Annotated in this window: 14 protein-coding genes, 3 tRNA genes and 1 pseudogene; 8 read left to right on the forward strand and 10 right to left on the reverse strand. The window is 52.8% G+C overall.

Annotated elements, in window-relative coordinates; translation table 11 throughout:
- Positions 1 to 7: 7 nt before the first annotated feature.
- A tRNA-Val gene (locus BBA90_RS08515) sits at positions 8 to 83 on the reverse strand.
- A 273-nt stretch (positions 84 to 356) separates the two neighbouring features.
- On the opposite strand from BBA90_RS08515, the gene gltX reads away from it, so the two are divergent.
- A complete protein-coding gene (gene gltX / locus BBA90_RS08520) occupies positions 357 to 1778 on the forward strand; it encodes a glutamate--tRNA ligase (protein WP_065648755.1) in 1422 nt (473 codons plus the stop codon).
- A 77-nt stretch (positions 1779 to 1855) separates the two neighbouring features.
- On the opposite strand, the gene BBA90_RS08525 is transcribed toward gltX, so the two are convergent.
- Together BBA90_RS08525 and BBA90_RS08530 are read right to left on the reverse strand one after the other, a co-directional pair.
- Entirely contained in the window at positions 1856 to 2209 is a 354-nt protein-coding gene (locus tag BBA90_RS08525) for a YfeC-like transcriptional regulator (protein WP_065648756.1), read from the reverse strand.
- 110 nt (positions 2210 to 2319) lie between these two features.
- Complete coding sequence (locus BBA90_RS08530) at positions 2320 to 3108, reverse strand: formate/nitrite transporter family protein (RefSeq protein WP_065648757.1); 789 nt, start codon at positions 3106 to 3108, stop codon at positions 2320 to 2322.
- Positions 3109 to 3451: 343 nt separating this feature from the next.
- Here BBA90_RS08530 and BBA90_RS08535 point away from each other — a divergent pair.
- Together BBA90_RS08535 and BBA90_RS08540 are read left to right on the forward strand one after the other, a co-directional pair.
- Positions 3452 to 3527 (forward strand) — tRNA-Ala (locus BBA90_RS08535).
- Between the two features lie 43 nt (positions 3528 to 3570).
- A tRNA-Ala gene (locus BBA90_RS08540) sits at positions 3571 to 3646 on the forward strand.
- 468 nt (positions 3647 to 4114) lie between these two features.
- Here the strand turns inward: BBA90_RS08540 and BBA90_RS08545 are convergent.
- On the reverse strand, positions 4115 to 4948 hold the full coding sequence (locus BBA90_RS08545; protein ID WP_065648758.1) for an HNH endonuclease signature motif containing protein: 834 nt from the start codon (positions 4946 to 4948) through the stop codon (positions 4115 to 4117).
- Positions 4949 to 5375: 427 nt separating this feature from the next.
- Here BBA90_RS08545 and BBA90_RS08550 point away from each other — a divergent pair, with 427 nt between their 5' ends.
- A complete protein-coding gene (locus BBA90_RS08550) occupies positions 5376 to 6317 on the forward strand; it encodes a hypothetical protein (RefSeq protein ID WP_065648759.1) in 942 nt (313 codons plus the stop codon).
- 269 nt (positions 6318 to 6586) lie between these two features.
- Here BBA90_RS08550 and BBA90_RS19085 read toward each other — a convergent pair.
- A pseudogene (locus BBA90_RS19085) lies at positions 6587 to 7705 on the reverse strand (IS3 family transposase).
- Between the two features lie 580 nt (positions 7706 to 8285).
- Positions 8286 to 9476 (reverse strand): NupC/NupG family nucleoside CNT transporter, encoded by a 1191-nt coding sequence (locus tag BBA90_RS08565; protein ID WP_039379419.1) that lies wholly within the window; start codon positions 9474 to 9476, stop codon positions 8286 to 8288.
- Positions 9477 to 9841: 365 nt separating this feature from the next.
- Here BBA90_RS08565 and BBA90_RS08570 point away from each other — a divergent pair, with 365 nt between their 5' ends.
- Positions 9842 to 11083 (forward strand): Nramp family divalent metal transporter, encoded by a 1242-nt coding sequence (locus tag BBA90_RS08570; RefSeq protein WP_065648760.1) that lies wholly within the window; start codon positions 9842 to 9844, stop codon positions 11081 to 11083.
- Between the two features lie 34 nt (positions 11084 to 11117).
- Here the strand turns inward: BBA90_RS08570 and BBA90_RS08575 are convergent, their stop codons facing one another.
- Positions 11118 to 11477, reverse strand: a complete 360-nt coding sequence (locus tag BBA90_RS08575) for a DUF2502 domain-containing protein (protein ID WP_065648761.1) — start codon at positions 11475 to 11477, stop codon at positions 11118 to 11120.
- 148 nt (positions 11478 to 11625) lie between these two features.
- The gene (mgrA, locus tag BBA90_RS08580; RefSeq protein WP_065648762.1) at positions 11626 to 12615 is read right to left on the reverse strand and encodes an L-glyceraldehyde 3-phosphate reductase; all 990 of its coding nucleotides are present in this window, start codon (positions 12613 to 12615) and stop codon (positions 11626 to 11628) included.
- A 215-nt stretch (positions 12616 to 12830) separates the two neighbouring features.
- Here mgrA and BBA90_RS08585 point away from each other — a divergent pair, with 215 nt between their 5' ends.
- Together BBA90_RS08585 and glk are read left to right on the forward strand one after the other, a co-directional pair.
- Positions 12831 to 14486: an alpha-keto acid decarboxylase family protein gene (locus BBA90_RS08585; RefSeq protein ID WP_065648763.1), complete on the forward strand. Its 1656-nt coding sequence runs from the start codon at positions 12831 to 12833 to the stop codon at positions 14484 to 14486.
- 152 nt (positions 14487 to 14638) lie between these two features.
- The gene (gene glk / locus BBA90_RS08590; protein WP_065648764.1) at positions 14639 to 15604 is read left to right on the forward strand and encodes a glucokinase; all 966 of its coding nucleotides are present in this window, start codon (positions 14639 to 14641) and stop codon (positions 15602 to 15604) included.
- Between the two features lie 30 nt (positions 15605 to 15634).
- On the opposite strand, the gene BBA90_RS08595 is transcribed toward glk, so the two are convergent.
- Together BBA90_RS08595 and BBA90_RS08600 are read right to left on the reverse strand one after the other, a co-directional pair.
- A complete protein-coding gene (locus tag BBA90_RS08595) occupies positions 15635 to 16357 on the reverse strand; it encodes a LytR/AlgR family response regulator transcription factor (protein WP_065648765.1) in 723 nt (240 codons plus the stop codon).
- Positions 16354 to 18045, reverse strand: coding sequence for a sensor histidine kinase (locus BBA90_RS08600; protein ID WP_065648766.1), 1692 nt, complete (start codon positions 18043 to 18045; stop codon positions 16354 to 16356). The genes BBA90_RS08595 and BBA90_RS08600 overlap by 4 nt, the downstream gene beginning before the upstream one ends.
- A gap of 544 nt (positions 18046 to 18589) precedes the next feature.
- Between BBA90_RS08600 and BBA90_RS08605 the strand changes: the two genes are divergently transcribed.
- Entirely contained in the window at positions 18590 to 19114 is a 525-nt protein-coding gene (locus BBA90_RS08605) for a GNAT family N-acetyltransferase (protein ID WP_065650433.1), read from the forward strand.
- The last annotated feature ends 2 nt before the right edge of the window (positions 19115 to 19116 follow it).

Raw genomic sequence — 19116 nt, forward strand, 5'->3', positions numbered from 1 at the left:
TTAAGAGTGGTGGGTGATGACGGGTTCGAACCGCCGACCCCCTCCTTGTAAGGGAGATGCTCTACCAACTGAGCTAATCACCCCCGCTGTGTGGAGTCGCATTATAGGGATCCTTCGAAGTGAGTCAACGCTTTTTAAAATTAAAATGTTCGTTCGCTTTAAAAATAGTCACCCTGAAGGGGTTTTAGCCAATGTGCTGGTTTTATTAGCAGAAAAAGCCATTTGCGCGGCGGCAGGGGCGGTGAGAGTGATTGAGGAATCATCCCCACCTGCTAGAATGTGCGCACTGTTTTTTCGCGTTAACCTGTTTTTTTGTCATCCAGACAAGGAAACCTGCGCATCTAAGGCAATGCTGAATGAAAATTAAAACCCGCTTCGCCCCCAGCCCGACCGGCTACCTGCACGTTGGAGGCGCCCGCACCGCGCTTTACTCCTGGCTTTTCGCACGTCATTACGAAGGCGAGTTTGTCCTGCGTATTGAGGATACCGACCTGGAGCGCTCCACGCCGGAAGCGATTGAAGCCATCATGGATGGCATGAACTGGCTGAGTCTTGACTGGGATGAAGGCCCTTATTATCAGACCAAACGGTTTGACCGCTATAACCACGTCATTGATGAAATGCTGGAAGCGGGCACCGCCTATAAGTGCTACTGCTCCCGAGAGCGCCTCGATGCACTGCGTGAAGAGCAGATGGCTAACGGCGAGAAGCCACGCTATGACGGTCGCTGCCGCGACAGCCATGAACATCACGCCGCTGATGAACCCTGCGTGGTGCGCTTCCGTAATCCGCAGGATGGCTCCGTCATTTTTGACGATCAGATCCGCGGCCCGATTGAATTCAGCAATCAGGAGCTGGACGATCTGATCATCCGTCGTACCGATGGTTCGCCTACCTACAACTTCTGTGTAGTGGTGGATGACTGGGACATGGGGATCACGCACGTTATCCGTGGTGAAGATCACATTAATAACACCCCGCGTCAGATCAACATTCTGAAGGCGATTGGCGCGCAGGTTCCTGTTTACGCGCACGTCTCAATGATTCTCGGGGATGATGGCAAAAAACTCTCCAAGCGTCACGGCGCAGTAGGCGTCATGCAGTATCGCGACGATGGCTATCTGCCGGAAGCGCTGCTTAACTACCTGGTTCGCCTGGGCTGGTCACATGGCGATCAGGAGATCTTTAGCATCCCTGAGATGAAATCACTGTTTACGCTGGATGCGGTCAGCAAATCAGCCAGCGCTTTCAACACTGAAAAGCTGCAGTGGCTGAACCACCACTATATTACGACGCTGCCGCCTGAGTATGTGGCAACGCATCTGCAGTGGCACATTGAACAGCAGCAGATCGATACCCGTACCGGACCCGAGCTGGCAAAACTGGTGACGCTGCTGGGCGACCGCTGCAAAACGCTGGTGGAGATTGCCGCCTCATGCCGCTACTTCTATGAAGAGTTTGATGCTTTTGATGCCGATGCCGCGAAGAAACATCTGCGCCCGGTTGCGCGTCAGCCGCTGGAGCAGGTCCGCGATAAGCTGGCTGCCCTGAGCGACAGTGACTGGAATGCAGAGCAGATTCACCATGCGATTCAGAGCGCGGCGGATGAACTTGAGCTGGGGATGGGTAAAGTGGGCATGCCGCTGCGTGTCGCCGTTACCGGAGCAGGGCAGTCGCCGGCGCTGGATGTCACCGTTGAAGCAATTGGCCGCAGCCGCAGCGTAGCGCGTATTGATAAAGCGCTGGCATTTATTGCTGAGCGCGAAGCTAACGCCTGACAGTTTATCGCTCTCGCTCGCTGCGGGAGCGTTATCGGGCACAACAAAAAAGCCGGAAGCAGCTGCCTCCGGCTTTTTTATGCATCCTGAATACCCAGCCTTTCCAGTACACCGCGGATCCCTTCACGCAGTAAAAGGGCGGCGAGCTGGTCCTGTTCTGTCGGCGTCATTTGCTGGACAGAATTTATTAATAACGCAGGTAACGTATTCTGCTGGGCGGCGTAATTTGCGGCCGGTTCACTGGCGTGGCGGGTGGACTGAATAAAGCTTTTCACCCGCTCATCGATATGGATCAAACGCGCTTTGCCGCCCTGTACACCGGGCTTAGGCGTAGTGGTCCAGTTTTCGCGTTTGATCCATTTGTTCACCGTCTGCCGACTGTAGCCCGTTTCAAGCGCGAGCTCTTCGGGGGTTAGCCATTCCTTTTTCACGATGCTGTCCCTGTTGAATACATTAGCTCTACATATTACAACAAAACGTTACTGGGAAAAGTAATCCGGACAGAAAATGCTTTTTACGACCAATAAAAGACATTAATAGGTTACGAGGCTTCGCGTGCAACCGCCTGTTCAGGACGGAAGGCCAGAAAATAGGTCAGACCGACGAAGATGGCTCCCCCTACGGCGTTGCCGAGGAACACGGCAATAACGTTAGGCGCAAACTCGACCCAGCTCATTTGACCCGCAAAGATAGCCGCCGGCACAATAAACATGTTCGCTACGACGTGCTGGAAACCAATGGCAACGAACGCCATCACCGGGAACCACATTCCCATGATCTTGCCCACCATATCTTTACTGGCAAACGCCAGCCACACGGCCAGGCAGACCAGCCAGTTGCAGCCCACACCAGAGATAAAGGCATGCAGGAAATCGGCGCTGACTTTAGCGTGTGCAATGGCAACGGTTTTTTTCAGGTAATCGCCTTCCGTCATGCCCAGCATATGCCCAAAGAACCACGCAACGGCCACGCTGCCGATAAAGTTCGCAAGCGTAACCCAGAACCAGTTACGCAGTACGCTCAGGCCGCTGATGCGGCGGGCAAACCACGCCACCGGCAGCGTCATCATATTGCCCGTCAGCAGCTCACCGCCGGCCAGCACGGTCAGAATCAGACCCACCGGGAACACGGCGGCCCCCAGGAAGCTGGAGAATGAGCCCCATTCGGCAGGCAGCTGGTTAATGACGTGCAGATCCAGCAGGAAGCCGGTAGCAATAAAGGCACCAGCCATAAAGCCAAGGATTAATAGGGTTGAAACGGGCAGACGGCTTTTAGCCACGCCAGCCTGAATCGCCAGCTGGGCGATCTCTTTGGGAGTATGTAGCGACATAATTCTCTTTTTCTTTTATTAAATAATGGGATGGTTTTTTCCGGTTATTAAGGTGCTTACCCTGGCAGGTTAACCGGTTAATTAGCGTGCGAAGTTTTACACGGACCATTAACGAAAACAAGCCTGGCGCTAACATCTTTAACCTGAATGTAACCGGCCAGCGCGCTGCTTTTCGGGCACAACAGAGAGGCAGAGAGAATGAAGGGTGAAAAAAAGGTCAGCACAACACGGGTTTGCCGTCTTTTTCAGCGATTGAACACAGAACGAGAATTTGCCGTTGACACACTCAAGGCGGTTTCATATTATGCCGTCCGTCGGGTCTGCCCGGCAGTTTTTTCGGTACGGGGCTATAGCTCAGCTGGGAGAGCGCTTGCATGGCATGCAAGAGGTCAGCGGTTCGATCCCGCTTAGCTCCACCAAACCGCGCCCAACGGTTTGCACCGAAAAAATGATTCCAGATGTGGGGGTATAGCTCAGCTGGGAGAGCGCTTGCATGGCATGCAAGAGGTCAGCGGTTCGATCCCGCTTATCTCCACCAATCATATTTTACTCTTCAAAATCAAGAGCTTATAAGGTTAGGAGCGAGTGCCTTTACTCCGAAACTGCCATAGTGTTGTTGTAGCGATTTGTGAGAATAAAATTCCTGCGGCCTGAAGTTAAGTAGCTCGAACAGGTATCGGTTTCTAACTCGAAGGCTAATGACGTGCCACCGTTTTTAAACACCTCTCTCAAAACTTTCTTCGTTCCACACTTAGCGCGGTGTTCCGTAATGCCATGTCGCGAGACAGTACAGGAAATAAACAGGCTATAGATGGGAATCCTAACCAGATCGGAAAAGCATCTGGCTCTGCTACGGTTTCAGCCACCGGACTAAAACGGCTACCTGATAAGAGAATAAGTGAAAGCAGAACATAGATGACGCCTATGGCGCTGATCGGTTAATACCCCATCACGGCGCTAATGATACCTATACGCTAAAAACAGGCTATACAAAATCTACCCATACTTATGCCCCGATTGCGCCAGACGACACCGGACATTTCTGGCCTGACCACTCATCATACCAGTCTTTGTAATTATATGAATCATCGTAACCGATAAGCGCTATCACCAAGTCCACAATCATGTGCTCAAGATCATTAGCCACAGCAGCGCCTTGTATAGTTCGAACTATTGTGCCTCCTGTATTTGGCCCCTCAGGTTCTAGCCTTAGGCGGTGCCATTGGTAACGAGTTGATATTACATCGCTTAAAAACTCATGTGGGCTTTGTGACTCGAAGCACTTGTTTTGGTAGTAGTCGAGTAGCCCGATTAGTATTCCTTGTAGGCCAATTATGTACGCCTCGTTTGCCTCAACCATAGAGGCGGTTGAACCTCTATCCCATCCCTCTGTAGAGTTAGATAGCAGTACTTTTTTAACCAGCGGTAACGAGTCAATGTAGTCGTATAATCCATCTCGGTTCGATGGCACCCGTAAGCTTTGTTCCGTGTAATGCTTGGTGGTGCGATAAGTATGATTGTTGCCAGACATCATGCTCACTGCTAGCTCGTCTGCACTATCGCGCCGCGCTTTAACGCGAGTTAGCCAGTCATCACGGTATTGCCTTACGACTGTCTCTGTAAGTTGTTTGCTAAAGCCGCCCCGTATCTGAGTGTCGTTATGGCAGATGAGGCAAAGCACCGATAGATTGTCCGGAACATTGTTGCTTGGGTCTTCGTCGATATGATGAATCTGAATGGGTTTGCCAGGATCTCTACAAACGCAACACGTTTTATCTGACTCGAATAGAATAGATGCTGATAAGTCGGCGGGTATAGGTATGCGTACCTTCTTTTGCATGTGGTCAATCCTTGAATCAACTGGTCTAGCGACGCTCATTTTTTTACAGGGGTATGCCTTTTGAAGCGCATCAACAATTAGTATGCTTACGTCATTCTACAAGCTCAACGTCAGTCAGGTAAATTGCATTACTGATGCTCTAGTAGCTACCAGCCATGCTCTCGCAAGGGTACACGGTTATCCTGATAAGGCGTGATCACTCTGGATATTCAATGAAGTTGCTACGCTCCGCTTGTTGTTAGTACCACCAACGGGCTTTATGGCTATTATTGTCTAAAATAACGTTAATTTAACTTATTTTTTTATAATCATGTCTAAATCAAGCTAATGACGGCAAAATCACCTTTTAAACGTTATTTTCTAGTAAATATTGTATTTATCGAGATAAAAATAGTAATTTATTGAGAAAATCACAAAGGAGGTGATTATGGCTTTGAACAGAATTGCTTATGCTTACTACGATCCCAATTGGGATAAAATACAGCAGCCTATAGCGCTATTAGTACGTACTGCTATTGAGCCAATGGATTACTTGGCCCATATGAAAGGGCATCTACATTGCCCTTCATGCTATGAGCCTCTGACTCGAGTTCCTAACGATCCTGCTGTAGCAGTTATGGCAAATGGCAGAGAAGCTTTGTTCCGTCACTTTCCTGATGAAGATGCTCCATACTGTCGTCTTAGAAGTAGTCAAATGTCTGGGAAAAAGTATAACTCTGAAGAAGAAGCAAGACAGGCTGTTGAAGATCAGGATTTAGTTATCATCAGTGGGTTCATGCAGGAAAGACCAGAGAATCAACCAAGAGCAGATTTTGACGGCGAACATGAACCACTAGAAACAGAATTCGAAAGTGAGAATGGTCCAGAAGTCGCAGTGCCCGTTTCAAGGCACGATGGTGAAACCTTTAAACTTCCTAGTAAAGTAACTAGTGTCCAATCTCTATGCACTAATTTTAGACACAACTATCATAGAGACATTCATATAGTTGTTGAAGATAAAGTATTGAGATACGTTTTAGACGTTGATTTACAAGATGCTGCTGAAATTGATGATGTAACTGATGAACCAAAATTTTATTTTGGGCAAATAATTCGCATTAGACGATTTGATTTAACCTCTCACGTTTTTCTGAGACATCCTCACTTACCCGGCAATGTTGATTTCAGAATCTCGGCTAATAACAATGATTTGGATGCGCGAGGTATAACAGCGGAGAACTCATTGCGAAGAATAATGATATTCTATGGAGTTATAGCAGAAATTGGTGCTGGATATTGGTCTCCAAACAAAAAATGGGGGGAAATAGCTTTATTGCCAAGGCAATACGAAGACTTTCTTAAAGCTAACTACCAAAAAAAAGAACAGTGAAAATTATAATGAATATTAATTTTATAGTTGTCTTTCTATGTCATTGGTTGACTTTTTATAGGTGAAAGCTTAAGGAGAGAAGGTTTTATGATACAGATTAAGCTTTATTCTATAAAGAGAGATAGAATAACTTACGGCTATATTGAAAGCGATATTTTCGATGATCGCCGTTGGCGTTCCGTTCATCCAATTGAGGATGGTAAGTTTACAATGGATATCACAAGCGTTCATCCAGTTCATTGACCTGCCCCTAGTATTAGATACAACCTTTAGTTAGTAATGTCGGTGGATTTTTCTTCATGTTTCCCGTTTCGCCAGCCTACTGCAAATTCAGATGGCGTCTAATAATTCAGCGACGAATGAAGTCTGGACTCGTTATAGTCCTGCCGCCAGTCATTAATGATTTTCCGGGCATGAAGAACATCGCTGAACGAGGACTTATTCAGGTATTCATCCCGAAAGCGACCGTTAAATCTCTCAATAAATCCGTTCTGAGTTGGCTTGCTTGGCTGGATTAATCGCAGCTCAACACTATGTTCAAAGGCCCATCGATCCAGCGCGCGGCAGGTAAATTCCGGGCCCTGATCGGTTCTTATCGTCGCAGGATATCCACGAAACAGCGCAATGCTGTCCAGAATACGCGCAACTTGAACACCTGCAATCCCGAAAGCGGCGGTGATCGTCAGATACTCCTTCGGAAATCATCCACACAGGTCAGGCACTTAATCCGGCGGCTGCTGGCAAGTGCATCCATGACAAAATCCATTGACTATGTCATGTTCGGTGCATCCGGGCGAAGAAGCTGAAGCCGTTCAGTCGCCAGACCCCTACGGCGGCGCCTGCGTTTTACACCCAAACCGTTAAAGTGATAAATGCGGTAAACCCGCTTGTGGTTGACGTGAAGGCCCTCCCGGCGCAATAACTGCCAGATGCGCCGGTAACCAAATCGCCGGCGTTCGAGTGCCAGATCTGTGATCCGTAGAGACAGTTGCTCGTCAGCGGTCGGACGCTGAGCCGAATAACGGCAGGTTGAAAGTTACAGACCGGCCAGACTGCAGGCACGGCGTTGAGACAGACCCGTTGTCTCACTCATGACCTCCACGGCTTCCCGCTTCTGGTCTGTCATCAGAACTTTCGGCCTAGAGCTACCTGAAGCGCCTCCTTATCCAGCATGGTTTCAGCGAGCAGCTTCCTGAGACGAGCATTCTCCTCTTCAAGCGACTTAAGCTGCTTCACTTCGGGAACTTCCATGCCGCCGAACTCCTTGCGCCAGGATAAAAGGTGGCGTCTAAAATGGCATGCTTGCGGCAGAGTTCCCGGGCTGAAACCCCGGCTTCTGCCTCGCGGAGAATACTAACGATCTGTTCGTCGGAAAATCGCTTCTTCATGAGGATGTCCTCATGTGGCTTATGAAGACATTACTAACATCACGGTGTATTAATCAACGGGGAGCAGGTCAATATGAGGTGCGAGCCTGAAACAGGCCACGCATATAAGGTAGGATCGTTACTTTGCTATACCAGATTCCATCTGGCGAAAGATACAAGTAAGCGTTTCTTCGATCTTTATCATCTGTTTCTTTACTTTTGATCGGGCAGTTTACATAGTAAATTCTCCAGATGTGGGAGAATGCTTTGCATTTAAGCTACTGAATAGTAAGGCACTAGCTCAGCTGGGAGAGCGCTTGCATGGCATGCAAGAGGTCAGCGGTTCGATCCCGCTTATCTCCACCAAATCTTTGTTGTTATCTGACTCTTTTCCTCTGATTTCCAGTTTCTTCCTGCGTAACGCTTCTCTGTCAGTTCTGGCTGCAACTCTGCTGTCTGCAACGCACGCTTTATAGCGGCGGCTATTCCGTTTGCGAAAATGAAGGATGCGCAGAAAGCGCGGAGAAAAGCGGGACGTGTTGCACTGAGGGCAGGCTGGCAGGCACAAGAGAGCAGGGCGGGCCGAAGCCCGCCCGGAGAATCAGAACGCGAGTACCAGACCGGCAATCGCAGCAGAGAGTACGCTGACCAGCGTAGAGCCGTAGAGCAGCTTCAGACCAAAGCGGGATACCACATTGCCCTGTTCTTCGTGCAGGCCTTTGATCGCGCCGGCAACAATGCCGATGGATGAGAAGTTAGCGAACGACACCAGGAACACCGAAAGGATGCCCTCAGCGTTCGGTGACAGCTGGCCCGCGACTTTCTGCAGATCCATCATCGCCACAAATTCGTTAGAAACCAGTTTGGTAGCCATGATACTGCCAACCTGCAGCGCTTCATGAGCCGGAACACCCATTACCCAGGCAAACGGATAGAAGACATAGCCCAGCACACCCTGGAAGCTGATGCCGAAAATCAGGTCAAACAGCGCATTCAGCCCGGAGATCAGGGCGATAAAGCCAATCAGCATAGCGGCAACGATGATCGCTACTTTAAAACCGGCAAGAATATATTCACCCAGCATCTCAAAGAAGCTCTGACCTTTATGCAGGTCCTGCAGCTGCAGATCTTCTTCGTTTTCTACGCGGTAAGGGTTGATCAGCGACAGAACAATAAAGGTACTGAACATATTCAGCACCAGTGCGGCGACCACATATTTCGGCTGCAGCATGGTCATGTAGGCGCCAACAATCGACATCGATACGGTCGACATAGCGGTAGCCGCCATGGTGTACATACGGCGCTGCGACATTTTGCCAAGAATATCTTTATACGCGATGAAGTTTTCTGACTGTCCCAGAATCAGAGAACTGACGGCGTTGAAAGACTCCAGCTTGCCCATGCCGTTTACTTTTGACAGCACGGTTCCGATACCGCGTATGATCCACGGCAGAATACGAAAATGCTGCAAAATACCGATCAGCGCAGAGATAAAGACGATAGGGCATAAAACATTAAGGAAGAAGAAGGCGAGGCCCTTTTCATTCATGCCGCCAAAAACAAAGTTAGTGCCTTCCCCGGCATACTTCAGCAGGTAATCAAACATGCTGGCAAAGCCTTTAACAAAGCCCAGACCGGCTTCAGAGGTCAGGAAAAACCACGCCAGCAGGAGTTCAATCACTAAAAGCTGTGCAATATAGCGAAAGCGAATACTTTTACGGTCGTGACTGACCAGCAGGGCCAGCACGCCGACGACCACCAGTGCTAAAAGGAAATGCAAAATATGGGACATATCGGCTCCAAATTTGAGGAGGGTTGTATTTTGCTGCGTATTCTATGTAACACGTTACTTAAAAACGAGATCAAACCCGCATTATAAGTATTCAGTATCGCAATTTTTTCCGGATAACTCTGCCTGCTCACATCACCGTAACAAACTGCTCACACAATTTATCCACACAGAGATTGTTTATAATTTGTTCCGGGCGTAGAGTAAAACCGGGCTATGCTTTGCCTGTGGCCGATCTTTGCGTTGATGTATAGCATTGGCTATACTTTATAGCACCATCTATTACTGCGATAAATATAACCAGATTTACTCGCCTGTAAGCCTCTTTAAACTCAACGGGTCTACACGCGTCAGGACAGGATCACACTATGTCAGAAAGCCGCACCGCAGAGCGCGCCGCCCGCGGAGCCAGAAAACTCAAGCTTGCCCTGCTTGGACCGGCATTCATTGCCGCTATCGGTTATATCGATCCGGGTAATTTTGCCACCAATATTCAGGCAGGAGCGGCTTACGGCTATAAGCTGCTGTGGGTGGTGGTGTGGGCAAACGTAATGGCCATGCTGATCCAGCTGATGTCAGCCAAACTGGGGATCGCCACCGGTAAAAATCTGGCGGAGCACATACGCGACCGTTTTCCACGTCCCGCCGTCTGGTTCTACTGGGTGCAGGCCGAAATCATCGCGATGGCGACTGACCTGGCGGAGTTTATCGGCGCGGCACTGGGCTTTAAACTGCTGCTGGGCATCTCACTTCTGCAGGGCGCGGTACTGACGGGAATTGCGACATTTTTGATCCTGATGCTGCAAAGCCGTGGACAGAAACCCCTGGAGCGGGTGATTGGTGGCCTGCTGCTGTTTGTCGCCGCAGCCTATATTGTGGAACTCTTTTTTTCTCAGCCCAGCGTCAGTCAGCTCCTCACCGGTATGGCTCTGCCTTCGCTGCCGGGCTCTGATGCGGTATTTCTGGCAGCCGGTGTACTGGGTGCAACCATTATGCCGCACGTTATCTATCTGCATTCAGCGCTGACTCAGCACGGTAATAAAGGCACTAAAGCAGAACGTTACTCCTCTACCAAGCTGGATGTGGCGATCGCCATGACCATTGCCGGTTTCGTTAACCTGGCGATGATGGCTACGGCAGCGGCGGCGTTTCACTTCAGCGGACACACCTCCATTGTTGATCTCGATCAGGCGTACCTGACGCTGGAACCGCTGCTCGGGCAGGCCGCGGCAATTGTCTTTGGGCTGAGCCTGGTGGCGGCCGGACTCTCTTCCACGGTGGTCGGCACCCTGGCAGGGCAGGTAGTGATGCAGGGCTTTATCCGGTTTCATATTCCGCTGTGGGTCCGGCGGGTAATTACCATGCTGCCCTCGTTTATTGTTATCTGGGCTGGCTGGGACCCGACGCGCATTCTGGTGATGAGTCAGGTGCTGCTGAGCTTTGGCATCGCGCTGGCGCTGATCCCGCTGCTGGCATTTACCGGTAATCGTGAACTGATGGGAGATGAACTGGTGAACTCCCGCCTGATGCAGAACACCGGCCGGCTGATTGTGATGCTGGTGGTGGCACTGAACATCTATTTACTGGTGGGGGAGGCGCTCGGCTGGTAGCGTAAAAACCGGCGCGAAAGCGCCGGGAGAGGGATCAGTGATGGTGGTCATGATGATCATGATGATGATGCGGCGGGCCACCGTGTCGCCAGTGCTCGCGACGTTCCCGCTCATGCCGGCGTCGTTCATGTTCGCGGTCGCGCTCCCACGCTTTATGACGCTTCCACTCTTCATGACGCCACCAGCGATGCTCATTATACTGGTAGCGATCGTTCCACCAGCGCGGTTCACGCCAGTTGCCGCCATCCCAGTAATAGCCGCGACGGTCGCGTTCACCCAGCTGTAAACTGACGCCGGGAGCAAGATTGATGGTAGCGCTGGTAGCATGGGCTGTGTGTGGCACCAGCGGCGATAATGTTGCCAGCAAAACGGCAACGAAAAGTGCAGATTTCATGTTATCTCCTTGCGACAGCTTATCACTGCTGTCGTCAGGCCAGTGTGCCACATCGGACCAGCTTAGCCTTGAGATTTAGTCTGAAAAAACACGACGGCAGCAGATTATGTGGGCTGTTAATAGTCTCTGCTGCCGTAAAAGAGAGCGGTTACATCAGGATCTGATCAATGGACTGCAGCTCTTCAGAGGTAAGCGCCGGCTGGCTCAGCATGGCTACTGCATCGTCAATCTGCGCGGTTTTGCTGGCACCAATCAACACAGAAGTGATGCGTGGATCGCGTAATACCCAGCTGAGCGCCATCTGCGCCAGTTTCTGCCCGCGCTGCTGCGCCAGCGTCTGCAATTGCCGGACTCTTTCCATTTTCTCTGCGGTAAGCTGGTCCTCATTCAGAAATTTACTGCCGCTGGCGGCGCGTGAATCCTGCGGAACACCCTGTAAATAGCGATCGGTCAGTATGCCGCCCGCCAGCGGCGAAAAGGCGATGCAGCCGGTTCCCTGTTCGCCCAGCACATCCAGCAGACCCTGTTCAGGACCGCGTTCAAACAGAGAATAACGTGGCTGATGAATCAGACACGGCGTGCCCAGTTCACGCAGCAGCGCTATGGCGCGTGCGGCCTGCTCAGCCGGATAATTAGAAAGCGCAACGTAGAGCGCTTTCCCCTGACGCACGCAATGGTCGAGCGCGCGCATCGTCTCTTCCAGCGGCGTATGCGGATCGGGACGATGATGATAAAAGATATCCACATACTCCAGTCCCATGCGTTTCAGGCTCTGATCGAGACTGGCAATCAGGTATTTACGCGAACCCCAGTCACCATAGGGGCCATCCCACATGGTGTATCCCGCTTTAGTCGAAATCACCAGCTCATCGCGCAGACCGGAAAAATCCTCCCGTAAAATACGGCCAAAGTTACTCTCTGCTGAGCCGGGCGGCGGACCATAGTTATTGGCCAAATCGAAATGGGTAATACCGCAATTAAAGGCGTGACGCAGCAGTTCGCGACTGGTATCAACGCGCGTCGCATCACCAAAGTTGTGCCAGAGTCCCAGTGAAATAGCGGGCAGTTTCAGGCCGCTTTGGCCACTGCGGCGATAGTGCATCTGCTGATAGCGATCGGGATAAGGAAAAACAGGCATGGCTTGAGGTTATCCTGTAATAAAAAAGCGTATTCTGGCCGCTCAGTGTATGCGTTTACACTGCGTTAAAAAGCGTGAAAGATCCCATTCTGCAGAGAGATATCATGCCGTAACGAATGCTTGCCATTGCGCCCGGTGCGATCGCGATGAAAAAGTCGCTTCATTTCAGACCCATCACTGATACTCCAGAACATTCCCCCTGGAAGGAGCATCAGATGAAGACGTTCACCGTAAGCGACTATCTGTTACAGCGGCTGGAACAGGCTGGCATCCGTCACCTGTTTGGGGTGCCGGGCGATTATAATCTGCAGTTTCTCGACAGCGTGATCGCCCATCCGGCTATTACCTGGGTAGGCTGTGCCAATGAGCTTAATGCCGCCTATGCCGCTGACGGCTATGGTCGCTGTCAGGGAGCGGCGGCGCTGCTGACCACCTTTGGCGTAGGCGAACTGAGTGCCATCAACGGTATTGCCGGCAGCTACGCCGAGTATGTGCCGGTGATCCAGATTGTCGGTGCGCCGGCGCTGACGGTGCAGCAGCAGGGGGAGTGCGTACACCATTCGCTGGGTGACGGCGACTTTCATCCTTTCCTGCGTATGGCACAGGAGGTGAATGCGGCAACAGCGGTGCTGACGGCAGAAAACGCTGCAGCGGAGATTGACCGCGTGGTGAGCGTTGCGCTGCATGAACACCGGCCTGGTTATCTGCTGCTGGCAGTGGACGTCGCCGCGGCTGCGATAGATCCGCCATTAGCACGCGCTGAGCCGCACAGTGAAAACGCAGATGCCGCCGCCGCGTTTGCGGCGGCGGCTGAGCGTCTGCTGGCACCGGCACAGCGCGTGGCGCTGCTGGCTGACTTTCTCGCCGCTCGCTGGGGCGTAGCCGCGCAGCTGGCCGGATTGCGCGAGCTGCGCGCGATCCCGGCAGCGACGCTGCTGATGGGCAAAGGGGTCCTGAATGAGCAGCAGGCCGGTTTTGTCGGCACGTACGCGGCGGCGGGCAGCAGCGTGGCCATTCGGCAGGCAATTGAGGCGACGGATGTCACGCTGTGCGCAGGCGTGCGCTTCACCGATACCCTGACCGCTGGCTTCACCCAGCAGCTGCCTTCTGAGCGCCTTATCGATATTCAGCCGTTTTATACCAGCGTGGCGGGTGAACGCTTTGTGCTCACGATGAAAGAGGCGCTGGCCGCGCTGCAGCCGGTTTATCAGCGTCACTGCCAGCGCTGGGCAACCGGAGAGAGCATGAAGTGCGAGGAAAACCAGCAGATCGCTGCAGGGATAATCACTCAGCAGGCATTCTGGCAGGCAATACAGCACTTCCTGCTGCCGGGTGATATTATCCTCGCCGATCAGGGCACGGCGGCATTTGGCGCTGCGGCCCTGCAGCTGCCGGAAGGGGCGCAGCTGCTGGTACAGCCGCTGTGGGGCTCGATTGGCTATACGCTGCCTGCGGCGTTTGGTGCACAGACAGCACGGCCCGACCGCCGGGTGATCCTGATCATTGGCGATGGCTCAGCGCAGCTGACTATTCAGGAGCTGGGCTCCATGCAGCGGGACGGCCAGCGCCCGGTTATTTTCCTTATCAATAACGATGGCTATACCGTAGAGCGAGCCATTCACGGCCCGGAACAGCGTTATAATGACATTGCGCGCTGGAACTGGACCGCACTGCCGCAGGCAATGAGCCTGGAAGGGGCGGCGCAGAGCTGGCGGGTCAGTGAAACCGCGCAGCTGGAGGCCGCGATGGCGGTAGTCAGCGAAACCGCGCGTTTGTCGCTGATTGAAGTGGTAATGGAGAAACAGGATCTGCCGCCGCTGCTGCGTAAAGTCACCGCAGCCCTGCACCAGCGTAATAGTGGTGCAGTTTAAGAAAGTTGCCTCTATACAGATGGCCTGACAATCGCCAGGCTGTGCATCACACTGGATTAACCGCGTCCGCCTCACCGGCGGGCGTTGTTGTTTTATTGGCAGGCTTCTATAGTGTTTGCCACTATTTATGACCCAAGCGGAGCAGCAGAAGAATGACAAAATACGCCCTGGTCGGCGATGTGGGCGGCACCAACGCTCGTCTCGCGCTGTGTGAGGTTGAGACCGGCGCCATCTCACACGCCAAAACATTCTCCACATCAGACTACGACAATCTTGAAGCCGTTATCCGTTTTTATCTGGCGGAGCAGCAGCAGGCAGTGACGGATGGCTGTATTGCTATCGCCTGTCCGATCACCGAAGACTGGGTCGAGATGACCAACCACGACTGGGCATTCTCAACGCGTCAGATGAAACAGAATCTGGGCTTCAGCACGCTGGAAATTATCAACGACTTCACCGCCGTCTCCATGGCGATCCCGATGCTGACAGACAATGAAGTGATCCAGTTTGGCGGAAAAGCGCCGGTTAAAGATAAGCCGATTGCCATTTACGGCGCGGGCACCGGACTGGGCGTCAGCCATCTGGTACATGTGAATCAGCGCTGGGTCAGTCTGCCGGGCGAGGGCGGACACGTCGATTTCGCACCAAACAGCGAAGAGGAAGATCAGATCCTTGAAGTGCTGCGGGCAGAAATGGGCCACGTTTCGGCCGAGCGCGTGCTGTCAGGTGCCGGACTGGTTAATCTTTACCGCGCGATTGTGAAATCAGACGCGCGTGAGCCGCAAAACCTCAAGCCAAAAGATGTGACCGAGCGTGCATTGCAGGATACCTGTATCGACTGCCGCCGCGCGCTGACGCTGTTCTGCGTGATTATGGGACGCTTTGGCGGGAACCTGGCGCTGAATCTCGGCACTTTTGGTGGCGTCTATATTGCGGGCGGCATCGTGCCGCGTTTCCTGGAGTTTTTCAAAGCCTCCGGCTTCCGCGCGGCATTTGAAGACAAAGGGCGCTTCCGCGACTATCTGGTCGATATTCCGGTGTATATGATCACACACGATCAGCCCGGCCTGCTGGGTGCCGGTGCGCATCTGCGTCAGGCGCTGGGTCGCGTGCTCTGAGGTACCGGCGGACGGCGCGGGTCGTCCGCCTTACAGCCGCATCAGCTGCCGGAACGGTCTGGCTTTACTGCGGCTTACCGGAACCTGCGCCTCCAGATCGCGCAGCTTCACCAGATAGGTATTATTAAACCACGGCTCTATCTCGCGAATTTTACTCAGATTCACGCAGTAAGAGCGATGACAGCGAAAAAACAGCGTCTCCGGTAGCCGGCTGCAGAATTCACTGATGGCCACCGACATGACGTAAGCTTCCCGCCGCGTATAAACAAACGTCAGCTTCTCATGCGCTTCCACATAGTAAATATCGTTGATATCGGTAACGATAATGCGCTCATCTTTCTGCAGATTTACCGTCTGTGGCGTGACTGCCAGGCTGCTCTGCAGCGGCGGCGGCTGCGTGGCGGCCTCCAGCTTGTTCAGCATGGTGATAATGCGCGCCTCATGATAGGGCTTAAGGATGTAATCAAAGGCGTCGAGTTCGAATGCCTCCACCGCATGATCTTTCCAGGCGGTGATAAAAACAATCAGGGGCTTGTGGGTAAACTGATGAATATTCTGCGCCAGCAGCATGCCGTCCAGCGACGGAATATTAATATCGAGAAAAATCACGTCAACCCGATGCGTCTGCAGATATTTCAGTACATCCAGCCCGTCATCAAAGCTTGCTTCTACGGTGATCTGACTGTGCTGCTGAATCATCCAGCTAAGCTCCTGGCGCGCCAGAAACTCATCTTCCACAATTATGGCTTTCATACTGTCATTTCCGGTTGAACGCTGAGGGCGGCAGGCAGAGGCTGGCTGGTTTTCGGCAGGCTAAAGGCGATTTCTGTCCCCGGCTGGTGACGCACAATCATTAGCCCCTGGCCGGTCAGTAATCTGACACGGTGGTGGACATTCAGCAGGCCAATTTTATTGCCCGGCATCTCATTGCGCGCAACGCGACTGACCACCTCGTCGCTGATCCCCGGGCCGGTATCGCGTACTGCGATACGCACCCGGTCGCCAAGATCTTTCACGCTGAGTGTTACCACACCTTTGCCGCGGCACGGCTGAATACCGTGCACGATGGCATTCTCCACCAGAGGCTGAATCAGCAGGCTGGGCAGACTGAAGTGCAGATCGTCGTCGATATCGTAGATCATCGACAATTTATCGCCGAAACGCGCCTGCTCGATGGCAATATAATCTTTTACCTGCCAGAGCTCTTTCTTGATATCGATCAGTTGATCCTCATTGAGTTCCAGGTTGTAGCGCAGGTAACGCGACAGGTTGATAACCAGCTGACGGGCGGTATCGGGATTCATCCGGATTGATGCCGAGATCGCGTTCAGAGCGTTAAACAGAAAATGAGGGTTAATTTTGCTCTGCAGCGCGCGCAGTTCAGCTTTATTCGCCATCTCGCGCAGCTGTTCAGCGCGCGACACCTCCAGCTGGGTCGAGATAATCTGCGACAGCCCGATGGCCATCTCTTTCAGCGAGCCAGTAATGCGGTGCGCCCGGCGATAGTAAATTTTCAGCGTGCCGGTCACCTGGCCCTGTTCCCAGAGCGGGATCACCAGCATAGAGTGAATATCGCGCGTGCGGTGCGCTTCATCATTGTTTTTAATAATGATTTTTCCGCTGGCAATCGCCTGCGCGGTGGTAGGGCTGATGCCATCGTCGCCATTGTGATAGTTCTGTTCGCCATAGCCGACATACGCCTGGATTTGCTGCGTATTGGTAATTGCCACCGCGTCAGCGTGGATGTCGCGCCGGATAATATCGCACACTTCGCGCAGTGCATCGCTGTTTACCTGACGAAACAGCGGCAGCGTTTTATTCGCTATCTCCAGCGCCAGTTTGGCCTGCCGGGCGGCAATCGCCTCTTTTTCACCTTCTACGCTCTGCACCAGCAGCACAATCAGTCCGATACTGGAGGCGCCCAGAATCATCGGCAAGGCGATTTCAGAGACAATCGTCAGGCCGAGCGCTGCAGGCTTTGCCCAGAACAGGATCAGCAGCATGGTCAGCCCCTCGCACAGCATGCCGCCCACGATGCCAGCGCCCCAGCGCTGCTCCTTGCTGACCCGGCGATTAATTACGCCTGAAGCGATACCGGCAATAATACTGGTGATCAGGCAGGGGACTGACGTGACGCCATCGATGTCGATCAGGAAACGGTGCACCCCGGCAATGACGCCGGTGGTCACGCCTACCCAGGGACCAAACAGAATACCGCCCGCCATCACCGCAATCACCCGGACGTTCAGCAGCGAGCCATCTACCGCCACGCCGGACCAGGTGCTGAATAGCGCAAACAGCGAGAAAATCAGGGTGACGATCGCTTTCTCGTTCAGCGTGTGCTCATCTTTCTGCAGCAGCTGGCGCAGCACGCGGGTGCGGGTAAGGAAAAACAGGCAAATCAGCATCAGCGCTGCGCGATCAAACACCGCCAGCAGCATGTCAAAATGGAAGGGCACAGGCGTTTCCGGGACAGAACATTCATGGTGTCATGATAAAAAATGCGCGCGCAATGTGCCAGCATGGCGCTGGGGGTTTAACGGGCCGCATAAATGCGGCCCCTGCGGATTTCTGTAGGGGCGCCATTAATGGCGCCCTGGTTTTAACGGGCCGCATGAATGCGGCCCCTACGGGATTTGTGTAGGGGCGCCATTAATGGAGCCCTGGGTTAACGGGCCGCATAAATGCGGCCCCTGCGGGATTTATAACGCCGTGGATTTAACGGGCTGCATAAATGCGGCCCCTACGAACGCCGTGGCCCCAACGGAGGTGCGTAGGGGCGCCATTAATGGCGCCCTGATTTAATGGGCCGCATAAATGCGGCCCCTACGGGATTTGTGTAGGGGCGCCATTAATGGCGCCCTGGTTTAACGGGCCGCATCAATGCGGCCCCTGCGGATTTCTGCAGGGACGCCATTAATGGCGCCCTGGCTGTCTCTGCGGCAGTTTGCTATGTTGCACTATTCCCCGCAGCGGAGCGCCGCCATGCAACTTCTGACCCCGCGATTAACCCTGAGCCGGTTGCAGCCGGAAGACTGGCAGATTTTCAAAGCGGTACATGAAGACAGTGACACCATGACCTGGGTAGGCGAAATTCCTGACGAAAACGATATTCGTCAGCGTTTCACTGAGCGGCTGGCGCCCTGGCAGCCTGCCAGCTTTCATATGCTGTGCCTGGTGGCGCGCCTGCAAAAAAATCAGGAACCGATAGGCCTGTTTGGCTGCAGCGCCGAATGGCACCCTTATCGACAGGCAGAAGTTGGCTATATGTTGCGCCATAGCCACACCGGGCAGGGCTACGGCAGCGAAGCGCTGGCAGCGCTGGTCCGTTTTCTGTTCAGCGCAGAATTTCATAAGCTGAAAGCGCTGGTGATTGAGGGTAACTGGCCATCCAGACGCATTCTGGAAAAGAATAATTTTATGCTGGAGGGGACGTTGCGGGATAATTATCTGTTAAACGGACAGTGGGTAAACGATTGGGTATTTGGTTGCCTGAATCCCGAAAAATAAAA

Origin of the sequence: Pantoea eucrina (assembly GCF_001691555.1) — a bacterium.
Lineage (GTDB): Bacteria > Pseudomonadota > Gammaproteobacteria > Enterobacterales > Enterobacteriaceae > Pantoea > Pantoea borealis.

Excerpts from the sequence above, each read along its gene's own strand:
- gltX (WP_065648755.1), top strand. The coding sequence starts at position 357 with ATGAAAATTAAAACCCGCTTCGCCCCCAGCCCGACCGGCTACCTGCAC.
- BBA90_RS08530 (WP_065648757.1), bottom strand. The coding sequence starts at position 3,108 with ATGTCGCTACATACTCCCAAAGAGATCGCCCAGCTGGCGATTCAGGCT.
- BBA90_RS08545 (WP_065648758.1), bottom strand. The coding sequence starts at position 4,948 with ATGCAAAAGAAGGTACGCATACCTATACCCGCCGACTTATCAGCATCT.
- BBA90_RS08550 (WP_065648759.1), top strand. The coding sequence starts at position 5,376 with ATGGCTTTGAACAGAATTGCTTATGCTTACTACGATCCCAATTGGGAT.
- BBA90_RS08565 (WP_039379419.1), bottom strand. The coding sequence starts at position 9,476 with ATGTCCCATATTTTGCATTTCCTTTTAGCACTGGTGGTCGTCGGCGTG.
- BBA90_RS08570 (WP_065648760.1), top strand. The coding sequence starts at position 9,842 with ATGTCAGAAAGCCGCACCGCAGAGCGCGCCGCCCGCGGAGCCAGAAAA.
- BBA90_RS08575 (WP_065648761.1), bottom strand. The coding sequence starts at position 11,477 with ATGAAATCTGCACTTTTCGTTGCCGTTTTGCTGGCAACATTATCGCCG.
- mgrA (WP_065648762.1), bottom strand. The coding sequence starts at position 12,615 with ATGCCTGTTTTTCCTTATCCCGATCGCTATCAGCAGATGCACTATCGC.
- BBA90_RS08585 (WP_065648763.1), top strand. The coding sequence starts at position 12,831 with ATGAAGACGTTCACCGTAAGCGACTATCTGTTACAGCGGCTGGAACAG.
- glk (WP_065648764.1), top strand. The coding sequence starts at position 14,639 with ATGACAAAATACGCCCTGGTCGGCGATGTGGGCGGCACCAACGCTCGT.
- BBA90_RS08595 (WP_065648765.1), bottom strand. The coding sequence starts at position 16,357 with ATGAAAGCCATAATTGTGGAAGATGAGTTTCTGGCGCGCCAGGAGCTT.
- BBA90_RS08600 (WP_065648766.1), bottom strand. The coding sequence starts at position 18,045 with ATGCTGCTGGCGGTGTTTGATCGCGCAGCGCTGATGCTGATTTGCCTG.
- BBA90_RS08605 (WP_065650433.1), top strand. The coding sequence starts at position 18,590 with ATGCAACTTCTGACCCCGCGATTAACCCTGAGCCGGTTGCAGCCGGAA.